This window comes from Companilactobacillus halodurans, from assembly GCF_009600985.1.
In the GTDB taxonomy this organism is placed as follows: Bacteria; Bacillota; Bacilli; order Lactobacillales; family Lactobacillaceae; genus Companilactobacillus; species Companilactobacillus halodurans.
This window is the reverse complement of record NZ_VDFP01000001.1, coordinates 48,233-66,420: the sequence shown is the minus strand read 5'-3', so window position 1 is coordinate 66,420 and position 18,188 is coordinate 48,233. Positions and strand designations below refer to the sequence as shown.

14 protein-coding genes and 2 pseudogenes are annotated in these 18,188 nt (G+C 34.6%); 9 read left to right on the top strand and 7 right to left on the bottom strand.

Going from position 1 to position 18,188, the window contains the following annotated elements; translation table 11 throughout:
* Window positions 1–50 precede the first annotated feature (50 nt).
* On the bottom strand, window positions 51–206 hold the full coding sequence (locus tag FHL06_RS00300) for an SPJ_0845 family protein (protein WP_153384257.1): 156 nt from the start codon (window positions 204–206) through the stop codon (window positions 51–53).
* A gap of 148 nt (window positions 207–354) precedes the next feature.
* The gene (locus FHL06_RS00295; protein WP_153384256.1) at window positions 355–912 is read right to left on the bottom strand and encodes a hypothetical protein; all 558 of its coding nucleotides are present in this window, start codon (window positions 910–912) and stop codon (window positions 355–357) included.
* 173 nt (window positions 913–1,085) lie between these two features.
* On the opposite strand from FHL06_RS00295, the gene uvrC reads away from it, so the two are divergent.
* Together uvrC and map are read left to right on the top strand one after the other, a co-directional pair.
* Window positions 1,086–2,903, top strand: a complete 1,818-nt coding sequence (gene uvrC, locus FHL06_RS00290) for an excinuclease ABC subunit UvrC (RefSeq protein ID WP_153384255.1) — start codon at window positions 1,086–1,088, stop codon at window positions 2,901–2,903.
* 15 nt (window positions 2,904–2,918) lie between these two features.
* Window positions 2,919–3,755: a type I methionyl aminopeptidase gene (map, locus tag FHL06_RS00285; RefSeq protein WP_153384254.1), complete on the top strand. Its 837-nt coding sequence runs from the start codon at window positions 2,919–2,921 to the stop codon at window positions 3,753–3,755.
* Window positions 3,756–3,893: 138 nt separating this feature from the next.
* Here map and FHL06_RS00280 read toward each other — a convergent pair whose 3' ends face one another.
* Together FHL06_RS00280 and FHL06_RS00275 are read right to left on the bottom strand one after the other, a co-directional pair.
* Window positions 3,894–4,916 (bottom strand): aldose epimerase family protein, encoded by a 1,023-nt coding sequence (locus FHL06_RS00280; RefSeq protein WP_153384253.1) that lies wholly within the window; start codon window positions 4,914–4,916, stop codon window positions 3,894–3,896.
* Complete coding sequence (locus tag FHL06_RS00275) at window positions 4,913–8,215, bottom strand: tetratricopeptide repeat protein (protein ID WP_153384252.1); 3,303 nt, start codon at window positions 8,213–8,215, stop codon at window positions 4,913–4,915. Before FHL06_RS00275 ends, FHL06_RS00280 begins: the two co-directional genes overlap by 4 nt.
* 174 nt (window positions 8,216–8,389) lie before the next feature.
* Here FHL06_RS00275 and FHL06_RS00270 point away from each other — a divergent pair, with 174 nt between their 5' ends.
* The 7 genes and pseudogenes from FHL06_RS00270 (at window position 8,390) to FHL06_RS00255 (ending at window position 14,433) form a co-directional block, all read left to right on the top strand.
* Window positions 8,390–9,304: an AraC family transcriptional regulator gene (locus FHL06_RS00270; RefSeq protein ID WP_153384251.1), complete on the top strand. Its 915-nt coding sequence runs from the start codon at window positions 8,390–8,392 to the stop codon at window positions 9,302–9,304.
* Between the two features lie 109 nt (window positions 9,305–9,413).
* A pseudogene (locus FHL06_RS15070) lies at window positions 9,414–10,669 on the top strand (oligosaccharide MFS transporter).
* Between the two features lie 23 nt (window positions 10,670–10,692).
* Window positions 10,693–11,685 (top strand): beta-galactosidase, encoded by a 993-nt coding sequence (locus FHL06_RS14590; RefSeq protein ID WP_202879060.1) that lies wholly within the window; start codon window positions 10,693–10,695, stop codon window positions 11,683–11,685.
* Window positions 11,643–11,801, top strand: a pseudogene (locus FHL06_RS15065) (hypothetical protein); the annotation flags it as partial. The gene FHL06_RS14590 and the pseudogene FHL06_RS15065, both read left to right, overlap by 43 nt.
* A 96-nt stretch (window positions 11,802–11,897) precedes the next feature.
* The gene (locus tag FHL06_RS14580) at window positions 11,898–12,560 is read left to right on the top strand and encodes a hypothetical protein (protein WP_202879059.1); all 663 of its coding nucleotides are present in this window, start codon (window positions 11,898–11,900) and stop codon (window positions 12,558–12,560) included.
* A 15-nt stretch (window positions 12,561–12,575) separates the two neighbouring features.
* Entirely contained in the window at window positions 12,576–13,016 is a 441-nt protein-coding gene (locus FHL06_RS14575; RefSeq protein ID WP_202879058.1) for a hypothetical protein, read from the top strand.
* 52 nt (window positions 13,017–13,068) lie between these two features.
* Entirely contained in the window at window positions 13,069–14,433 is a 1,365-nt protein-coding gene (locus FHL06_RS00255) for a PTS transporter subunit IIC (protein WP_153384250.1), read from the top strand.
* A 95-nt stretch (window positions 14,434–14,528) separates the two neighbouring features.
* On the opposite strand, the gene FHL06_RS00250 is transcribed toward FHL06_RS00255, so the two are convergent.
* From FHL06_RS00250 to FHL06_RS00240, 3 genes are read right to left on the bottom strand one after another with little or no spacing between them, the layout of a single operon-like run.
* On the bottom strand, window positions 14,529–16,475 hold the full coding sequence (locus FHL06_RS00250) for a PTS fructose transporter subunit IIABC (RefSeq protein ID WP_153384249.1): 1,947 nt from the start codon (window positions 16,473–16,475) through the stop codon (window positions 14,529–14,531).
* A 22-nt stretch (window positions 16,476–16,497) separates the two neighbouring features.
* On the bottom strand, window positions 16,498–17,418 hold the full coding sequence (gene pfkB / locus FHL06_RS00245; protein ID WP_162000215.1) for a 1-phosphofructokinase: 921 nt from the start codon (window positions 17,416–17,418) through the stop codon (window positions 16,498–16,500).
* Window positions 17,418–18,170, bottom strand: a complete 753-nt coding sequence (locus tag FHL06_RS00240) for a DeoR family transcriptional regulator (protein ID WP_162000214.1) — start codon at window positions 18,168–18,170, stop codon at window positions 17,418–17,420. Before FHL06_RS00240 ends, pfkB begins: the two co-directional genes overlap by 1 nt.
* Window positions 18,171–18,188: the final 18 nt, after the last annotated feature.

Below are 18,188 nucleotides of genomic sequence, written 5' to 3'. Positions count from 1 at the left end.
AAAATAAATGGCATTCACTTATAGAAAGTGACATCAAAACAAGAGAAGTTTTATTTTTTATCTTTTAGATTCTTTTTATCTGTTGCAGCTTTTTTCTTATCTGCAGCATCTACGCGTTTTTCGTTTTCTTTTACATCATCGGGAAGAGAGGCAAATTTATCAAATAAACTGCCAAAATTGCTTTCACGTTTCACTGTTAGGCCCATCGGTATCAGCCCCTTTCAAGTTTTCTAATCTTTAAATTTCTTCTTTATTCTTAAATACATTATAGTTCCTTTTTTTAAAAATGACAATTCCCTGAACTAAATGTTAGGGAATTGTCATTTTGTCATTAAATAGTAATCAAAAAGCTAATTAAGCTAATTCAATTTTGCCAGTGGCAATAGGTAGCGTTACGTGAGTATCATATTTACCAACAACACCGGCAACTGTGTCAGGTAATTTCAAATCTTTAGCAACGCCGTGAATATAAATAACACGTTTGTCTAATTCTAAGTCGTCGCTGCCAAAGACTTCTTTAAATTTAGCTTGTAGCTCTTTTAAAGGAACAGTGATTTCATATTCAAAGTGGCCATCAGCGTCAGAGACTGGGTAATTGTCATTTGGAACATTCATATGATGTGGAGCATTGTCGAAAGGAACCATGGTGGTACCAGAAACACTTTCTGTTTCAGGGAGATCGACTAGACCATCATGATTTTTGTCTTGATCCATGGTTGCAATTTGAGCATCATTGCCATCAGGGAAGCCGTGAAAATGCTCCCAGTGTTGAGTATTGGCAGGGGTATCGAACATTTCGATTTTAATCTTCAGTTCGTCGTCAGTTTCCTCAAATTCTGCTTTGCCATGAGCTTTGGTGCCGATAAATTCATCATTCAAAGGTACAATATTTGCAATGTACTTCTTACTCATAAAAAATCCTCCTTTAAAAAACAATTTTGACATCATTATTTTAAAATAAATAAAAATCATTGGCAAGAAAGCGGTTTTACTATAAATTGGTATAATTAAGTAGCAGTTAATTTGACAATTATCAAGATTACCTTAATATAGGATAAGTTCGAACTAAGAGGGAGGGGTATTCAATGGCGACACAATATCTTGAACATAAATTAAGCCTGTTACCTCCACGTCCGGGTTGCTATTTAATGAAGGACATCAACTCGAAGATAATTTACGTTGGAAAGGCTAAAAATCTCAGAAATCGTGTGAGATCATACTTCAAAAGTTCCCATGAAGGAAAGACTGCTCGTTTGGTTTCAGAAATTCGCGATTTTGAAACGATTATTACTTCTAATGATAAAGAAGCATTTTTGCTTGAAATCACACTGATTCAAAAACATCAGCCATATTATAATATTAAATTAAAACGAGGCACTGGTTACCCATATATCAAGATAACCAATGAACGAGATCCCAAGATGGAAATTACTGGCCTGATCAAAAAAGACGGAGCCTACTATTTTGGACCTTATCCAAACGTTTGGGCAGCCTCTAATACCTTGAATTTTTTGCAAAAGGTTTATCCTCTACGCAGATGTCAGGGGAATTTAGGTCGACCTTGTTTGTATTATCATATGGGGCAGTGTCTCGGTGCTTGTTTCAAAACTGTTCCCAAAGAAAAATACGATGCTCAAATTGAAAAAATCAAGAAATTTCTCGGTGGCAATGTTGCTGAAGTCAAGGGTCAATTAGAGGACCGAATGGAAAAGGCTTCTGCCAAAATGGAATTTGAACGTGCCGCTGAATTGCGTGACCAAATCAAATATATTGAGACGACAGTTGAGAAGCAAAAAATTATTTCTAATGACAGTACGCCTCGAGATATTTTTAATTATTATGTCGAAAAAGGTTGGATTTCAATTCAAATCTTCTTTATTCGTCAAGCGCGTTTGATGAAACGTGAAAAAAGGGTTTTTGCTTGTATCAACAGTCCAGAAGAAGAATTATCAACTTTTATTCTTCAATTTTATAATCGACGCAATCAGGTCCTGCCAAAAGAGATTCTCGTGCCTGATAACTTGGATAAAGATACTTTATCTCAAGTGTTAAATATTCCTTTTAGAACGCCTCAAAGAGGCCAAAAAAAGGATTTAATGGATATGGCAGCTGAAAATTCTAAATTAGTCTTACAAGAAAAGTTTCGCTTGATGGAATTGGACAATCGCCAGACCTATGGAGCTCAGAAGCAGATTTTTGATGCGCTAGATTTGCCTTATGGGCACATCATTGAATCCTTTGACCATTCACACATTCAAGGAACAAATCCAGTTTCAGCCATGGTTATGTTCCAAGATGGTCGTCCTCAAAAGAGCGGCTATCGAAAATATAAGATTAAAGGCGAGGTTGAACACCAATCGGGTGCTGATGAAGCGGCAAATACACGTGAGGTGATTTATCGGCGGTATTCGAGATTGATTAAGGAAAATGGTTCACTGCCAGATTTAATTCTCATGGATGGTGGTATCATTGAATTGCGTGCGGTAATGGATGTCTTAGTCAACGAATTAGGAATCGATATTCCAGTTGCAGGGATGGTCAAAGATGATCACCATAATACATCGCATTTGATTACTGGCGAAGATGGAGTTTTTGTACCATTAGACCGTAAGAGTCAGGGATTTTATTTATTGCAACGAATACAAGATGAAGTTCACCGCTTTGCGATTACTTTCCAGCGTAAGACTCGGAGTAAGAATGCTCTTTCGTCACGTTTAGACAGTATTCAAGGCGTTGGTCCAAAAACTAGAACTAAATTGTTGAAGAATTTTGGCTCAGTTAAGAAGATGAAAGAAGCTTCTATCGAGCAATTTACTGACTTGGGAATTCCTAAGACGACTGCTCAGACAATTAAAATTACGTTAGCAAGTACGAATTTTCATAAAAAATACTATAAAGGTTAATATTGGGGGATTTAGATGATTACATTAAAATCAGAAAGAGAAATCGAAGGGATGCGCGAATCTGGTAAAATCTTGGCTGGAGTTCATTTGGGACTTCGCGACATGATTAAGCCAGGAATTTCAGCTTATTCAATTGAAGAATTTGCTAATGACTATATCGAGAGTCACGGTGCAACTCCTTCAGAAAAGGGCTTTGAAGGCTATAAATATGCTACCTGTGTCGATGTCAATGATGAAGTTGCTCACGGTACACCCAGAAAAGATTTAATTCTTGAAGAAGGCGATGTAGTTAAAGTCGATATGACTGTTAACTATAAAGGTTATGAAAGCGACTCTTGTTGGAGTTATGGTGTCGGTTCCGTTACTCAAGAAACATCTGATTTAATGGAAGTAACTAAGAAATCACTTTACCTTGGAATCGCCCAAAGCGTTGAAGGCAAACGTTTAGGCGATATCGGATATGCCATTCAACATTATACAGAAGACGAACATGGCTATGGAGATGTTAGAGAGCTCTGTGGACATGGAATTGGACCTACAATGCATGAAGAGCCTGATGTCTTGCATTATGGTGAACCAGGCAAAGGCTTGCGTTTAAAGAATGGTATGACAATTACCATCGAACCTATGATTAATGAGGGTACTTGGGAAATCGTTGACCGCTCACTTAAAGACCCAAACGATGATTGGATCTATTATGCTAGTGCTGATGGCTCATGGTCAGCTCAATATGAACATACTTTAGCAATTACCGAAGATGGTCCCAAGATTTTGACCTCTCAAGACGCTGCTGAAGATGAAAAGTACTTAACTTGGGCTCGTAAATATTTAAAAGAACACAAACAAGCTTAATTGAACTTTTGATTAATGCCAAGACATAACGTAGCTAGTTTTCAATTTTTATTCAACACTAAAAATTCATAATTTTTTATCATTATCGAAAAAAGAAACCACTTCAAATTAAAAGTGATTTCTTTTTTTTAGTTCAAATCAATATTTAAAGCTCCAAGAAGTTTTGGTTAGATAAAGTTCATTTGGTTCAAGAGTGATGGATTGTAAATGATTTTCGGCGCTTGGAGGTATTTGTGTTTCCAAAGCAATTCCCGCATACTTCTTGAAATTATGAGTAATGCCAGTGCAATTAAAATGATTTCCGGTGTAGACGACAATACTTGGAGCGGTCGTTCTTAGAGTCATTGATCTCTTTTTGTTTGAAGAGTAAAGCTTAATTGCAGGTGCTAATTTTTGGTTCAAAATGAAGGGATGATTCAGTCCGTTTTCATTCTTAATCTGATAATCAGATGAATCCAGAGCTTGTTTGATAGTGTTTGCTTTTCGAAAATCAAAACAATTATTAAGAACTTTTTTGGGTTTGCCAAAGGGAATATGATTTTTGTCCAATTGCAAATATTTATCAGCATTTATTTTTAAAAAGTTATTTTCAACAGTTGTCTTAGGTCCATCTAAGCAAAAATATACATGATTGCCTATGTTGCAAAGGGTTGTCTCATCAGTAAAAGCCGAAACGGAATAAAAGAGTGTATCTTGGTCATTTAAAAGGTATTTTACTTTTATATTTAAATTGCCAGGATAATTATTAGTGAAAGCTTTATCTAAATAGTAAAAACTAGCACTGCATTTTGTAGCCGATTGCTTTAGTTCAAATTTAAAATTCCTAGTATCCAATCCCTTGGTACCACCATGTGAATGAGTAATATTGTTTTCATTCAATTCCAAATGATAGGTTTTTGAAGAGTTTTTTTGCCAAATACCTGACTTGATTCTACCGATAACTCGCCCAATTGTTCCACCCAGAAAATTTCGCTCTTTGCTATAGTCTTCTGGTTTATCCAGACTTAAAATTAAATCGACTAATTCGCCATTTTCGGTAGGAACCAATATTTTTTCAAGTGTTGCTCCATAATTCAGAAGTTTAACTATCATGCCGTTGTTGTTTTGTAATGTAATTTCGTACTGATTTTTTGAGTACTGAACTTTAGAGGTTTTTATCATAAGTTATTTTTAATATGCTTGATTTCTTGGAAGTGATTTGTTAAAGCGTCAATTTTAGCAAACATTTTTTTGGCAGTAGTAGTTTGATTTAATCCTAAATATCCTAAGCCCATCAGGTAATAGCAGTTAATACTATTTTTGTTTTGAGGATTTTCATCGAATAAAAGTGAGTCAGGTAAAGATACGGCAAAGTAATCGGCAGTTATTTTATCAAAGAGATGTTTTTCACCATAAGTAATTAGTTTGTGATATTTTGCTACAGCCCTTTCAGGCTTTCCAAGTTGCTCCCAAGCTAAACCTTGATAGTAAATAGCATCTGCTGGTTCATCATTGTAATACAGCATATTGGTTGGTTCATTAATACCTTTTGTAGCATCAGTGAGGTAAAAGTTAGCATTTTGGGAATCATTTATCAATTTATACGCCAGGCCCAAATAATATGTAACAATATTTTCGTGAAGAGTAACTAGCTTACCTTCGCCAATATTTTCTGGATAGGTCAATGCTTTGGTCAATTTTTCAATTGCTTTTAAAGGATGCTTTTCTTTAAGATCAATTTTAGCCAATTCAACTAAGGAATATTTATATTGAGTGCTTACTTTACCTTCTCCTCCTTCCCAGGGATGAAAGTTATGTGCCATGATTTTTTTGTAGGCTTCTTGATATTTTCCAGTGTCATTTAACAAGGTTATTAGTTGAATGTAACTGTCATCTCTTTCTTCAACTAATCTTTCATTTGAAATTAAGAATTTCAAACGATCGTTTAAAGAAAGATTCATTTTTTCATATAGAGTATCTAATTCAAAAACTAAACGGGTATTATTGGGGTCTAATTTGAAAGCTTTTTCTAAGGACGATAAAGCTTTATCAGGATTATTGTCTTTATTAAAATATTTGATTGCCAAATTACGATAGGCCATCGAATAATTTGGATTTAATTGAGTACATTTTTCCCAATATTCTTGAGCTAGGTCATAATTTTTTCGGTCATAGTGGAGATTACCCAGATAATAATTGGCTAAGCCATCTTGAGGATTCAATTTAATGATTTTTTGTAAAACTAAAATATCAAATAGATTATTAGGGAAAACATAGTTTGGTGATAAATTAGCACCTGTTTGAGCGTGTTTTAGAGCAGTTTCTTTTTGATTCAATAAATCAAAAATATAAGCTAAATAATATTCTTTTAGAGGATTTTTTGATTTAGATAGATTTAAGACATTAATTGAATCTTGATATTGGCCAGCTTCAATAAGCAATGAGGCCAAAGTTAAAACATCGTTTAATTTAGTGCTTGATTTAGAAAGTAATTCAGTATTTTTTTGATTGTTTGGATTGATTGAAACTGCCTCATACAATAATCCTAAATTTAAAGGATCGATTTCTAAACTTTTTTCAATAATTTTTTGAGCAGTTTGAGATTTACCTAATAGGTTTAATACGTGAGCTTGAAGAAAACTATTAGTGGTATCACGATAATTGTCGTTTAAGGCTTGTTGAATAAAGCTAAGAGCTTTTTGATAATCTTTTTGTCGAAGCTTTAATTTAGCCATTTCAAAGAAACTAATAGACTTAGTATTCTCTGACCAAGTGGCTTTATAGAAATCAGCGTAAGCTTCCTTGAATTGACCTTGCTTGACCAGACTCAATCCCAGGTGATACATGGGCGATCCGGAGACGGGATTAGTATTGTGTTCGTTAGAGCGTTTGATGGCATTTTTAAAATACATTTCACTTTTCTTAAATAGTCCATTCCGGAATAGAAGAAGTCCATAGGCATCATTGATACGTTCATCGTATGGATCTCGTTTGAGACCTTCCAAGTAATAATCTTTTGGTTGAAAACTTGCATGACGATATTGTTCCAAATGTTGACCAGCAAAGAACAGTTCATCATTACTTTTTATGTCTTTTGGAATAGGTATTTTTTTAGCAGGGTCAGGGATTTTTTCGATTTTCTTTTCTTTTGGCAAATATTTAACTAGCAATTCATTATTATTATCGAAAAGGCTCAAATTTAATTTATCAATTGGATAATTAATCTCTGACAATTCAGTTGTAAAAGGCTTATCGGGTGCAATATCTAAATTGATAATTTTGATGATTTGCTGGTCTTTTTTTAATTCAAGATGTGCATTCTTATATTCCGAGGTTGTATATGCAGAAATCATTAAGTGATTATCATTCTTTGTCAGATTAATTGCAGCATTAATCGTGGCATTTTTTACAGCACCTACATTTCGATAGGGCATAAAATACTCGGTTGAATTTTTTTGTTCGTGAGGTTGTAGCCAAGTAAAGTCTGGTTGATTATCAGTAAAAGTACCAACCATTAATTCAATATAAGGTCCGTCATTGTCAGTTAATTGATGATCCCAAGCTTTACCGAAATTACCGTTACCCCAAGTCCACTGCTTTTTTCCAGGTGATGTGTGATGGTCAGCTACATGTAATAGTCCAGCTCTTTTTTTATAGTCATAGTTTCCGAGAAAATCATAATTGGAGTGGGCCGCCATGTAAGAAGTTGGAACAGGGATGTTTTTGTATCTAGAGATGTCTACTCCGGAAGAGTAATCCATTTTATAATACTCTCCAGTTGCGATAGGAAAAGTTGAAACGGCTCTTTTCCCGTGATCAAAAACAGCATGTACATCAGGTGGGAAAATCGATTGAGTATTTTTATTGACTGGAACAGCGGGGTTTGCCCACCAAAGGAAAGTTTGTGGTAATTCAGTTGGATTAGAAAATGATTCTTCAAGCTTTAAGTAAGATTTGTCTTTGAAAAGTGTGAATCCAACAACTACTTTGGTGCCATACATCCGATCAACGTCGCTCATCCAAACGGTTTTTGAGCCATCAGAATTACTTTTAATTTGATAATTGATTGGTAAGTATGTGTCTGGACGGTGATGCTGTGGCCAGTTAAATTCAATTCCCCCTGAAATCCAAGGACCTGCTAAACCAACAAGAGCTGGTTTTATAACATGATTAAAGTAAACAAAATCATAGTTATTAGTTTTGTCTAGCATTCTTTGAATTCGACCACCTAATTCAGGTAAGAAGGTAACTTGAACATACTTATTTTCCAAAATGACAGCAGTATAAACTTTGTCTTCTTTAGTGTCTTCAATCTTTTCTGTTACTGGATAAGGGTAAACCTTTCCACTACTACCTTGATAGGCACGATTTTCTAAAAACATGGGGTTTTTTTCAGGCTTTCCAGTTTTATAAGTTGGAATAGTAATGTTTTTTTCAGTTACAGTAACTTTTAAATTATTTGTACTTTTAACAGTATCCATCAGCAATTATCTCCTTTGCTTTTTCTAAAGATATATTATTACTGAAACCGTTTACTTTAAATGCAAAGTTACTCACTAAAGATGGATAATCTTACACTATATTTGATTACTACTTACTGTTAAAGCTATTCATGGTATATTGGAAATGAAAATAATAAATTGAGGAGGATATGTATGCATAAATTAGAGGGATTTGCTAATGAGTACTTATTTGTTTTGCCAAATGAAATACTGAGACAATTTGATTACTCTTCTATTATTAAAGATTTATATATAACTGATTTAGGTTTTTACCCAAGAGCTAAGTACCATTATGTTCATCGTCCACTTGGGGCTAACGAGTGGGTTATGATTTTTTGTACTAGTGGAGAGGGTACAGTTGAATCACAAACTCAAAAATGGCCAATGTCAAGAGGTTCAATTATTATAATGCCTCCAGATGTGGAACATACTTATTTTGCTTCAGAAAAATACCCTTGGGATATATTTTGGGTTCATTTCTCTGGGAAATTAGTACATGAGTATTTGTCTATTCCAGCAAAGGCAAAAAATACTTTTAGATATTCAAAAGAAATCTCTGAAGATGACATTAATTATCTCATGTCCTTATTCTGGCAGATGATACAAGCTTTAACTTCAGGTTTTTCTTTTGAAGCAGTTTTTTATGATTCACAAATATTGGGTACTTTATTGGCATACATGAATATGCATTCAAAACTACCTGGTGAGAAAAAGAATATGGGAAATGAGCATCTTACAAAAGCAATTCAGTATATTTATGATCATTTAGATCAACGAATTACATTAAGGAAATTGACTAATTATTTAGGAGTGTCAGTTAGTTATTTAAGCAGGATTTTTAAGAAAAATTTGGATATGGGAGTAAATGAATTCATAACGTCAGTTAAAATTAAACAGGCTAGTCATTATTTACAGAATACTAATTTATCAGTTCAACAAATTGCTCAAGGGCTTGGCTATTCAGATCCATATTATTTTTCAAGAGCTTTTAAAAAAGTTTATAAAATTTCTCCAGTAAATTTTCGGAAAACGTATCATTCTAGTACGAGTCATACGACTGGCGTGTAAAATAGTCCATCTTTTTAGTGAAAATGTCTATTTTTATGTAAGCGATTTCAATATATTATTTTGGTGAATTCAAAAGTAGGTCTACGAAATAATAGAACAAGGGAGTTGTTTGAAATTGCTTAAACTTGATGTACGTAAACGTAATTATATTGCCGTTAGTGCAGTTAGTTTCTTTTACTTATTTGCATGGTCAGCTGCAATGTCATTCTTCGTTATTTGGTTAGGTCAAGTAATGGGAATAGGTAGTACGCAGACGGGGATTTTGTACTCTGCAAATTCTTTTATGGCTTTAGTGATGCAACCACTTTTTGGTTATGTGTCGGATAAAATCGGCTTGAAAAAGAATTTGCTATTGGGGATTCTCTTAATTTTGCTACCAATTGGACCATTCTTTATTTATGTATATGGTCCTTTGTTAAAGAGTGCCTTTTGGGTAGGTGCTATCATTGGTGGTTTGTATTTAGGATTTGTATTTAATGCAGGTTATGGTGCAATCGATTCATTCATGGATAAAATTTCTAGAAAGTATGGTTTTGAATATGGAAGATGTAGAATGTTTGGTTCATTTGGTTGGGCCGCAGCTACATTTTTAGCCGGAAGAATTATTAATATTGATCCTAATATTACTTTTTGGCTTGCTTCAGGTGCTAGTTTGTTAGCTATGATCGCTTTAGCATCAACTAGAATTGATCTTTCAGCAGAAGAAAAAGAAAAAGCCGATTCAGTCAAATTAAAAGATACTTTTGGACTTGTTAAAAATAAGAAATTTATCTTTTTATTGATTTTTATGATTGGCGTTGGTTCAATTTATGATGTTTATGATCAACAATTTGGAACTTATTTTGTTCAACAATTTTCTTCAGCAGCAGCTGGCAATAAGTGGTTCGGTGATTTGGGATCCATCCAGACATTTTTGAAGCTATCTTTTTAGCTGTTGCTCCAGTTGTTTGCAAGAAATTAGGTGCTAAGAGAACTTTGTTGTTGGCAGGTACTATTATGTCGATTAGAATCGTGGGTTCTTCTTTTCAATGGGGACCACTTTGGATAGGTGCTATGAAATGTATCCACTCGTTTGAAAAACCACTATTCTTGGTTGCTCAATTCAAGTATATTTCATTGAATTTTGATTTACGTTTATCATCATCTGTTTATTTAGGGTGCTTGTTTACTAGTTCAGCAATGTCAATTATTCTTTCGCCATTATTTGGTAAATTCTATGCTTCGATTGGATTTTCTCAAACGTATGTGATTATTGGTCTACTTGCGTGCGTCTTCACATTAATATCCAGCAAATTATTAACGGGTGATAAGAAAGCTCTTAATTACGGAAATAAATTTGCTGAGGGTGAACAAGCAACGGCATAATTAAAAAAAGGAGAATATAAATAATGAAGATTTTTGAACATTCGATAGACTTAAGAAATCAAAAAAGTGATATTCAACCAGCTTTACCACAATTGCATGGTAAAGATCCTCAGGGTGATGAATTTAGTTTTACTAATCATTATATGGTTCGAAATAATCATCCATTCTTTGGAATCTGTGGTGAATTTCATTTTAGTCGGTATAATTGCGATGAATGGGAAGACGAATTAATAAAAATGAAAATGGCTGGTATCAATATTGTTCCTACTTATGTAATTTGGAATCATCATGAGGAAATCAAAGGACATTTTGATTGGACGGGTAATAAGGATTTACGTAGGTTTATCCTATTATGTAAGAAACATTCGATTGATGTCATTTTGAGAATTGGTCCTTGGGACCATGGTGAAGCTAGAAATGGTGGTTTCCCTGATTGGCTTTATGCAGAGCCGTTAGTAACTCGTTCTAATGATAAGAGATATTTAGGATATGTTAAAAAGTTATATGATGAAATTGGGAAACAAGTTCATGGATTATTTTTTAAAGATGGTGGACCAATTATTGGAATTCAATTGGAAAATGAGTTTCAACATGCTGGTGCCGCTTGGGAAATAACTACAGGTACTAGTGGAGAATGGATTCCTTCTGGTTCAGATGGCAATGAACACATTAAAACTTTGAAAAAATTAGCTCAAGATGCCGGTATGATTGCTCCAATTTATACTGGAACTGGTTGGGGTGGTGCCGTTGCCCATACCGATACTGTCCTGCCATTATGGGGTGGCTATGCATTTTGGCCTTGGATTTTTTATGATAAAACTATCAAAAAACATCCTGCTACACCAGAATATATATATCGTGATTATCGTTATCCAACCTATAATTTTGATCCGCAATATGATCCTAAGAAAATACCTTATGCAGCCTGTGAAATGGGTGGTGGTATGACGGTATTTTACAGCTATCGTTTTAAATTGCCATATCAAAGCGTCGATGCTATGACCAATGTAAAATAGCCAGTGGCTGTAATTTTGTTGGTTATTATGTCTTTCATGGTGGTTCCAATCCACTGGGGCTTAAAACACCATATCTTAACGAAAATGCGACACCAAAAATTAGTTATGATTATCAAGCACCGTTAGGAGAATTTGGTCAAGCTAGACCTTCATATTATCGGCTCAAACGTCAACATTATTTTTTCACGACTTTTGAAAATCAATTTTGCAAGATGGAAACCGTTTTACCTAACGGAGCTCAAGATATCAAACCAGAAGATACTAATAAATTAAGATATTCGGTTAGACAAAATGATGGGTCCGGGTTTGTTTTCATTAATAATTACCAAGATCACGTTGAAAATGAAGATAAGAAAAATGAATCTATTGATTTAGAGCTAGATAATGAGAACTTGAGAATCCCTTATAATGGTGGCTTTGATTTAGATAAAGAAGAAAGTTGTATTTTGCCATTTAATTTAAATATTAAGAATATACTCCTCAAAACTGCAACTGTTCAATTAATCACCAAAGTAGGGGGAAATAAAGAAGCTTACTTTTTCTATCAACCACGTGGCATGAAGCCTGAATATGTTTTTGATGAAGATACGATTAAGGATATTCAAATTTCTAAAGGGACTATCAACAAGGTAAACGGTTCGGTTATTGTTCATCCTGAAAGTTCGGAAATAACAAAGGTTACTTTAACTGATTTAAATGACGAACAAATCGATTTATATACTTTGACTAACGAACAAAGTTTGAATTTTTGGAAATTCAATTATGGTGAGCGTGATAATGTGATTTTATCATCGGCTCAATTATTAGTAGATAATAATGGTTTGAGATTTGAGAGCTCAGATAACGAAATTAAGATTAAAGTTATCAATGGTTAGATTTCAGATGAATTGTTGAGTAAATTAACACTCAAATCGAAAAATCAATTAACAACGGACTATACGTTAACGACTGCTAAAATCAAACCTTCATTTAGTGAAGAATATATTAGTGATGGCAAGGTTCTATTAAGTGTTGATACGAATGCCCTTATAAAAAAATCCATCAAAGATTTACGACTAAAGATTGATTATCAAGGTGATATTGGCTATGCATTTTATCGAGATAAGTTGATTAATGATAATTATTCGAATGGCAGAACTTGGGAAATTGGTTTGCGTCATAATGTGAATGTTGGACACGATGAAAAGATTTATATTTCTATTACTCCAATTAGAAAAGATCAAGAAATAAAAAGTGATTCACCTATGGCTGCTAGAAGTGAAGTTGATTCAGGTGAAATAATCAACCTTGAAGAAATTAAGCTTGAACCAGTTTATGAATTTAAAGTTTAAAAAATAAGACTGAGGAACTTAATTTCCTCAGTCTTTTTATTAGGAGAATCTGATGAATAATTTTTTAATGTATGGAAATGGACTAGCACTAGTATGTTTAGTCATAGCAGTTGTTTTAACAATTAATAAGACCTCATTTACTAAAGTGATTGAAAGTCTTACAAAGTTCATTATTTCAATTATGGCAACATCCACGTTAGTTGTCGTATTAATGCGAACTTATAATAACGACATCGCTAAAGTAATTGAAAGAACATCGTTAAAATTAAATATCATCGACTTGGGATGGACTCCCGCTGCAATTATTACATGGAGTTCAATCTATAATTTGATAGTTTTATCGTTAATGATGGTAGTTAATTTAACAATGTTACATTATCATTATACAGAAACGCTAGATATTGATATATTCGATATGTGGCATTTATCTTTTGTAGGTTTATTAACCGTATATATGGGTGCAAACATTATATTAAGTTTAATTTTTGTTATGGGTTTAGGGATTTTAAAGTTAAAAAATTCTGATTTAATGAAACCAACTTTCGATGATTTAATGAATAATCAAAATAGTCCAATGACATCGACTCATATGAATTATTTAATGAATCCAATAGTTTTCCTTTTAAATGAGATATGTTCTTGGACCATTCCTAATATTGATAAAATTAATTTTGATTCGGCTAAATTAAATAAAATTGTCGGGTTTTGGGGTTCAAAATTTGCCACTGGTTTCTTCGTGGGTATACTCATTGGAATAGTGGGTAAAATTACAATAAAAGATACTTTAGGATTAGCGTTTCTTTTAGGTGCTTTTTTGGAGCTCTTCAATGTTATTGGTTCTTGGTTAACGTCATCACTGAATCCCATTATTCAAGTTTTGAGTGACAAATTGAACAAAAAAGCTGGTGGTCAAATACGTTTTATTGGCCTAGATTGGGCGTTTTTATCCAGTAGGCCAGAAGTTTGGACAGTTGCTAATATTCTAGCACCTTGTCTCATTATTGAATCATTTATTTTACCAGGGAATCATATTTTACCTTTAGGTGGCTTGATTGCTATGGGAATAACGCCATCTTTATTAGTTGTTACTCGTGGAAAAGTTTTGAGAATGATTGTAATAGGAGTAGTTGAAATTCCAATTTTTCTTTGGTCAGCAACGTTAAGTGCACCATTCATTACTTCAATGTTTAAAAATATTCTATTAACTTCAAATACAAGCATTGGTTTAATAGGTTCAGCAACTAAAGAGGGACCTATAGAACAAATATTAGCAATTATGATCGGTAAATCTTCAAAAGGTAATGTTAAATATATTCTAATAACAGTGATTTCACTTGTGATTTATTTGTTGCTATTTTATTGGTATCAAGAACAAATGAAAAAACGTAATACTCGATATATTTCAAAGTCTTCTTAAAAGATGCCAAATAGTTTCTATTTATTATATTAATAGTAAAAAAGGTTCCAAGGTGAGAGATTAATCTCAACTTGAAACCTTTTTGGTTAATTTAATTATTTATTTGCTTCTTTTTTAGCAGGCTTCCAAACACCATAGATAACACCTGAAATTATAGCACCGATAATAACGGCAACTAAGTAAAGCAAAGGCTTGTTAGCTAATGGAGTAACGAAGATACCACCGTGAGGAGCAGGAACGTTAACGCCCCAGAGTTGTGTCAAACCACCACCGATAGCTGAACCGATAACACTTGATACGATAACGTGCAATGGATCTCCAGCGGCAAATGGAATAGCACCTTCGGTAATAAATGAAAGACCTAAGATGTAGTTAGATAAACCAGCTTGTCTTTCTTGTTCAGTAAACTTGTTCTTCCAAAAAGTTGTAGCAATCGCAATAGCTAGAGGTGGAACCATACCACCAACCATGACGGCAGCCATCAAAGCACCATCTTGAGTTGCAGTAAAGGTACCAATAGCGAATGTGTAAGCAGCCTTGTTGAAAGGACCACCCATATCGATAGACATCATACCACCGAGCAATGCGCCTAGAACAACAGCATTACCAGTACCCATTGATTCAAGGAAAGCAGTGATAGCGTGGTTAACGACCGCAAAGATTGGGTCGACCATGAAGTACATAACGGCACCAGTTAAAAGCAATCCTAGAACTGGATAGATTAGAATTGTCTTCAAACCATCCAATGACTTAGGCATAACTTTAAGCCATTTCTTTAAAGCAACGATAATCCAACCAGCGATAAAACCAGCTAGTAGACCACCGATAAATCCGGCAGGACTCTTTGATGAAACAACTGAAGCAGTAGCTTGAGATGCCATATAACCACCAACGAAACCAGGTAGTAGAGCAGGACGATCACCGATTGAAACGGCAATATAAGCGGCTAAAACAGGAATCAAGAAACTAAAGGCATAATTACCAACGTTATTGAAGAACAAGAACCATTGGGACTTAGCACCAACAGAGTTTTCCAATAGGAAGGAAATAGCCATTAAAATACCACCACCAACAACGAATGGAAGCATATTAGAAATACCATTCATTAAGTCGGCGTAAATTCTTGACCAAAGCGATCTCTTTTCTCCGGAGTCGCTACTTTCTTCTTCTTCGCCACCTTCTGAGTGGAAGACAGGAGCTTTATCTTCAACGGCTAAGTTGATCAATTCTTCAGCTTTGTTGATACCATCACTAACGGGACGACTAACTAAGCGCTTGCCATTAAATCTTGGCATATCGACTTTTTTGTCGGCAGCAATGATAACACCAGAAGCACGATCGATATCGGCAGAAGTTAATTGATGTTTGACACCTTCAGAACCGTTAGTTTCAACTTTGATGTCAACACCCATTTTTTCAGCTTGTTCTTTCAAAGCAGCTTCAGCCATGTATGTGTGGGCGATACCTGTAGGACAAGCAGTAACGGCGACAACATAAGGCTTGTCATTGTCACTAGCAGCAGCCTTTGCGGCAGCAGCTTCTTTAGCCTTTTCCTTTTCTTCGTCAGCTTTGTCTTTAGCTTCTTTTTCCTTCATAGCTTTATCGAACAATTCTTGAACTTCGTCAGCTGTTTTAGCAGCTTTTAAATTCTTAACGAGTTCTGGATTGATCAAAAGTGAAGAAAGAGCAGCAAGAGCTTGCAAGTGAAGATTATCTGCACCATCTGGAGCAGCAATCATGAAGAACAAGTAAGCAGGTTGGCCATCAAGTGACTTATAGTCAATTCCCTTGGCACTCTTAGCAAATAAGACAGTAGCACGTTTAACGGCCTTATCACGAGCGTGGGGCATAGCAATACCATCACCGATACCAGTACTAGTTTGCGCTTCACGTTTTAAAATATCTGATTTATATAATTCTTTATCATCAATGACGCCGACTTGATAGTACTTATCAACCATTTCTTCAATGGCATCCTCTTTGTTAGTAGCTTTCAAGTCCATAATCATGGCGTCTTTTAATAATAGTTGTTTTAAATCCATTCTTAAAAGTCTCCCTTAGTTATTAAACTTCTGTAATTGAAATATTCTTATAAACTTCGTCAATTTTTGATTTAATGGCGATATCTTGACTGAAGGCAGTTGCAGAACCACAAGCAGCACCAATATGGAAACTTTCAATAGGATCATTTGTTTCCATAAATGTTCCTGCAAAACCAGCAATCATAGAATCACCGGCACCAACAGAGTTAATGACTGTACCCTTAGGGGCATTGGCTTTATAAGCTTTATCCTTTGTAACTAGTAATGCACCGTCGCCAGCCATGGAAATAAGCACATGTTTAGCACCTTTTTCCAAAAGCTTTCTGGCGTAAGTAATAATTTCTTGATTATTTTTAAATGTAACATTGAATAATTCAGCTAGTTCATGGTGATTTGGCTTAACCACTAATGGATGCAATGGCAAAGTGTCAAGAAGAGCTTGACCAGTAGTGTCAATCACAAAGTCAGCACCTTGTTTTTGAATCATTTCAGCGATATCCAAATAAAATTTAGAATCCAAATTTTTGCAAAGGCTTCCAGACATAATCACAACATCGCCCTTACCGATATCTTTAAGATTATCTAGAAAACTTTGTTTTTCATCAGAACTGATAGCTGGACCAGCACCGTTGATTTCTGTTTCTTCGTTTTGATCAGTAGCATTGATCTTAACGTTGATACGTGTATCTTCTTTAACTTGAGTGAAAGAAGTCTTGAGGTCGTGTTTTGAAAGTAAACTTTCAAACATTGAACCAGTTGCACCGCCAACAAAGCCGAGTGCAGTTGAATCAATTTGTAATTCTTTTAGAATTCTTGAAACATTGATTCCTTTACCGCCGGGAAGCTTGACATCGTTTGAAGTCCGATTTACTTGTCCGGTATTTAAATTCTTCAATTGTAAAACGTAATCGATTGAAGGATTGACTGTTATTGTGTAAATCACTATATTGCCTCCGTTATCTTGGTATATTTACTTAAAACAGCATTTTCTTTATCCGATAGTCGGTTAGTTATTAATGGAACCTCATCTAAAGTAGCAAAACGACTAAAACTGACTTGCGAAAACTTGGAACTATCAGACAATATATAAGATTGGTTTGACTGCGCAATCGCTAAACTTTTTATAGCAGCTTCTTCTGGATCTGGCGTTGTATAGCCAGCATCCACTGAAAAACCATTCGTACCTATAAAAGCACGGTCAAAATGGTAATTTTCCAAAGTTTGAATAATGTTTGCTCCAACCAAAGCCTTAGTAGATGACTTTAACTTTCCCCCAGGAAGAAATGTGCTCACATTGTAATCGGCTAACATCGAAGCATTGTCGACACTATTGGTAATGACTAACAAGTCTGTGTGCTCGATTAGATAAGGGATCATGAATTGGATGGTTGTACCAGAGTCCAAAAAAATCACTTCATGATTTCTAACCAAGTTTGCAGCTGTTTGGCCAATCATTTTTTTATCATTGATATGAACGGCTGCTTTTTGCGATAAAGCAGGTTCTTCATGTAAAGAAATGACGTTTTGAGCACCGCCGTGAATCCTTAGTAATTTATGACAATTTTCTAAGTCTTGTAAATCACGACGCAAGGTGGATTCAGAAGCACCAGTTAATGGAATTAAATCGTGGAGTTTGACAATATTATGAATTTTTAGTTGTTCAAGGATAATTTGTTGTCGTTCTTCAGTAAGCACTTTCATCACCTCGCAAAA

What these genes read in the sequence shown, in the direction of transcription:
- FHL06_RS00300 (WP_153384257.1), bottom strand. Translation starts at nt 206, where the DNA reads ATGGGCCTAACAGTGAAACGTGAAAGCAATTTTGGCAGTTTATTTGAT.
- FHL06_RS00295 (WP_153384256.1), bottom strand. Translation starts at nt 912, where the DNA reads ATGAGTAAGAAGTACATTGCAAATATTGTACCTTTGAATGATGAATTT.
- uvrC (WP_153384255.1), top strand. Translation starts at nt 1,086, where the DNA reads ATGGCGACACAATATCTTGAACATAAATTAAGCCTGTTACCTCCACGT.
- map (WP_153384254.1), top strand. Translation starts at nt 2,919, where the DNA reads ATGATTACATTAAAATCAGAAAGAGAAATCGAAGGGATGCGCGAATCT.
- FHL06_RS00280 (WP_153384253.1), bottom strand. Translation starts at nt 4,916, where the DNA reads ATGATAAAAACCTCTAAAGTTCAGTACTCAAAAAATCAGTACGAAATT.
- FHL06_RS00275 (WP_153384252.1), bottom strand. Translation starts at nt 8,215, where the DNA reads ATGGATACTGTTAAAAGTACAAATAATTTAAAAGTTACTGTAACTGAA.
- FHL06_RS00270 (WP_153384251.1), top strand. Translation starts at nt 8,390, where the DNA reads ATGCATAAATTAGAGGGATTTGCTAATGAGTACTTATTTGTTTTGCCA.
- FHL06_RS14590 (WP_202879060.1), top strand. Translation starts at nt 10,693, where the DNA reads ATGAAGATTTTTGAACATTCGATAGACTTAAGAAATCAAAAAAGTGAT.
- FHL06_RS14580 (WP_202879059.1), top strand. Translation starts at nt 11,898, where the DNA reads ATGGAAACCGTTTTACCTAACGGAGCTCAAGATATCAAACCAGAAGAT.
- FHL06_RS00255 (WP_153384250.1), top strand. Translation starts at nt 13,069, where the DNA reads ATGAATAATTTTTTAATGTATGGAAATGGACTAGCACTAGTATGTTTA.
- FHL06_RS00250 (WP_153384249.1), bottom strand. Translation starts at nt 16,475, where the DNA reads ATGGATTTAAAACAACTATTATTAAAAGACGCCATGATTATGGACTTG.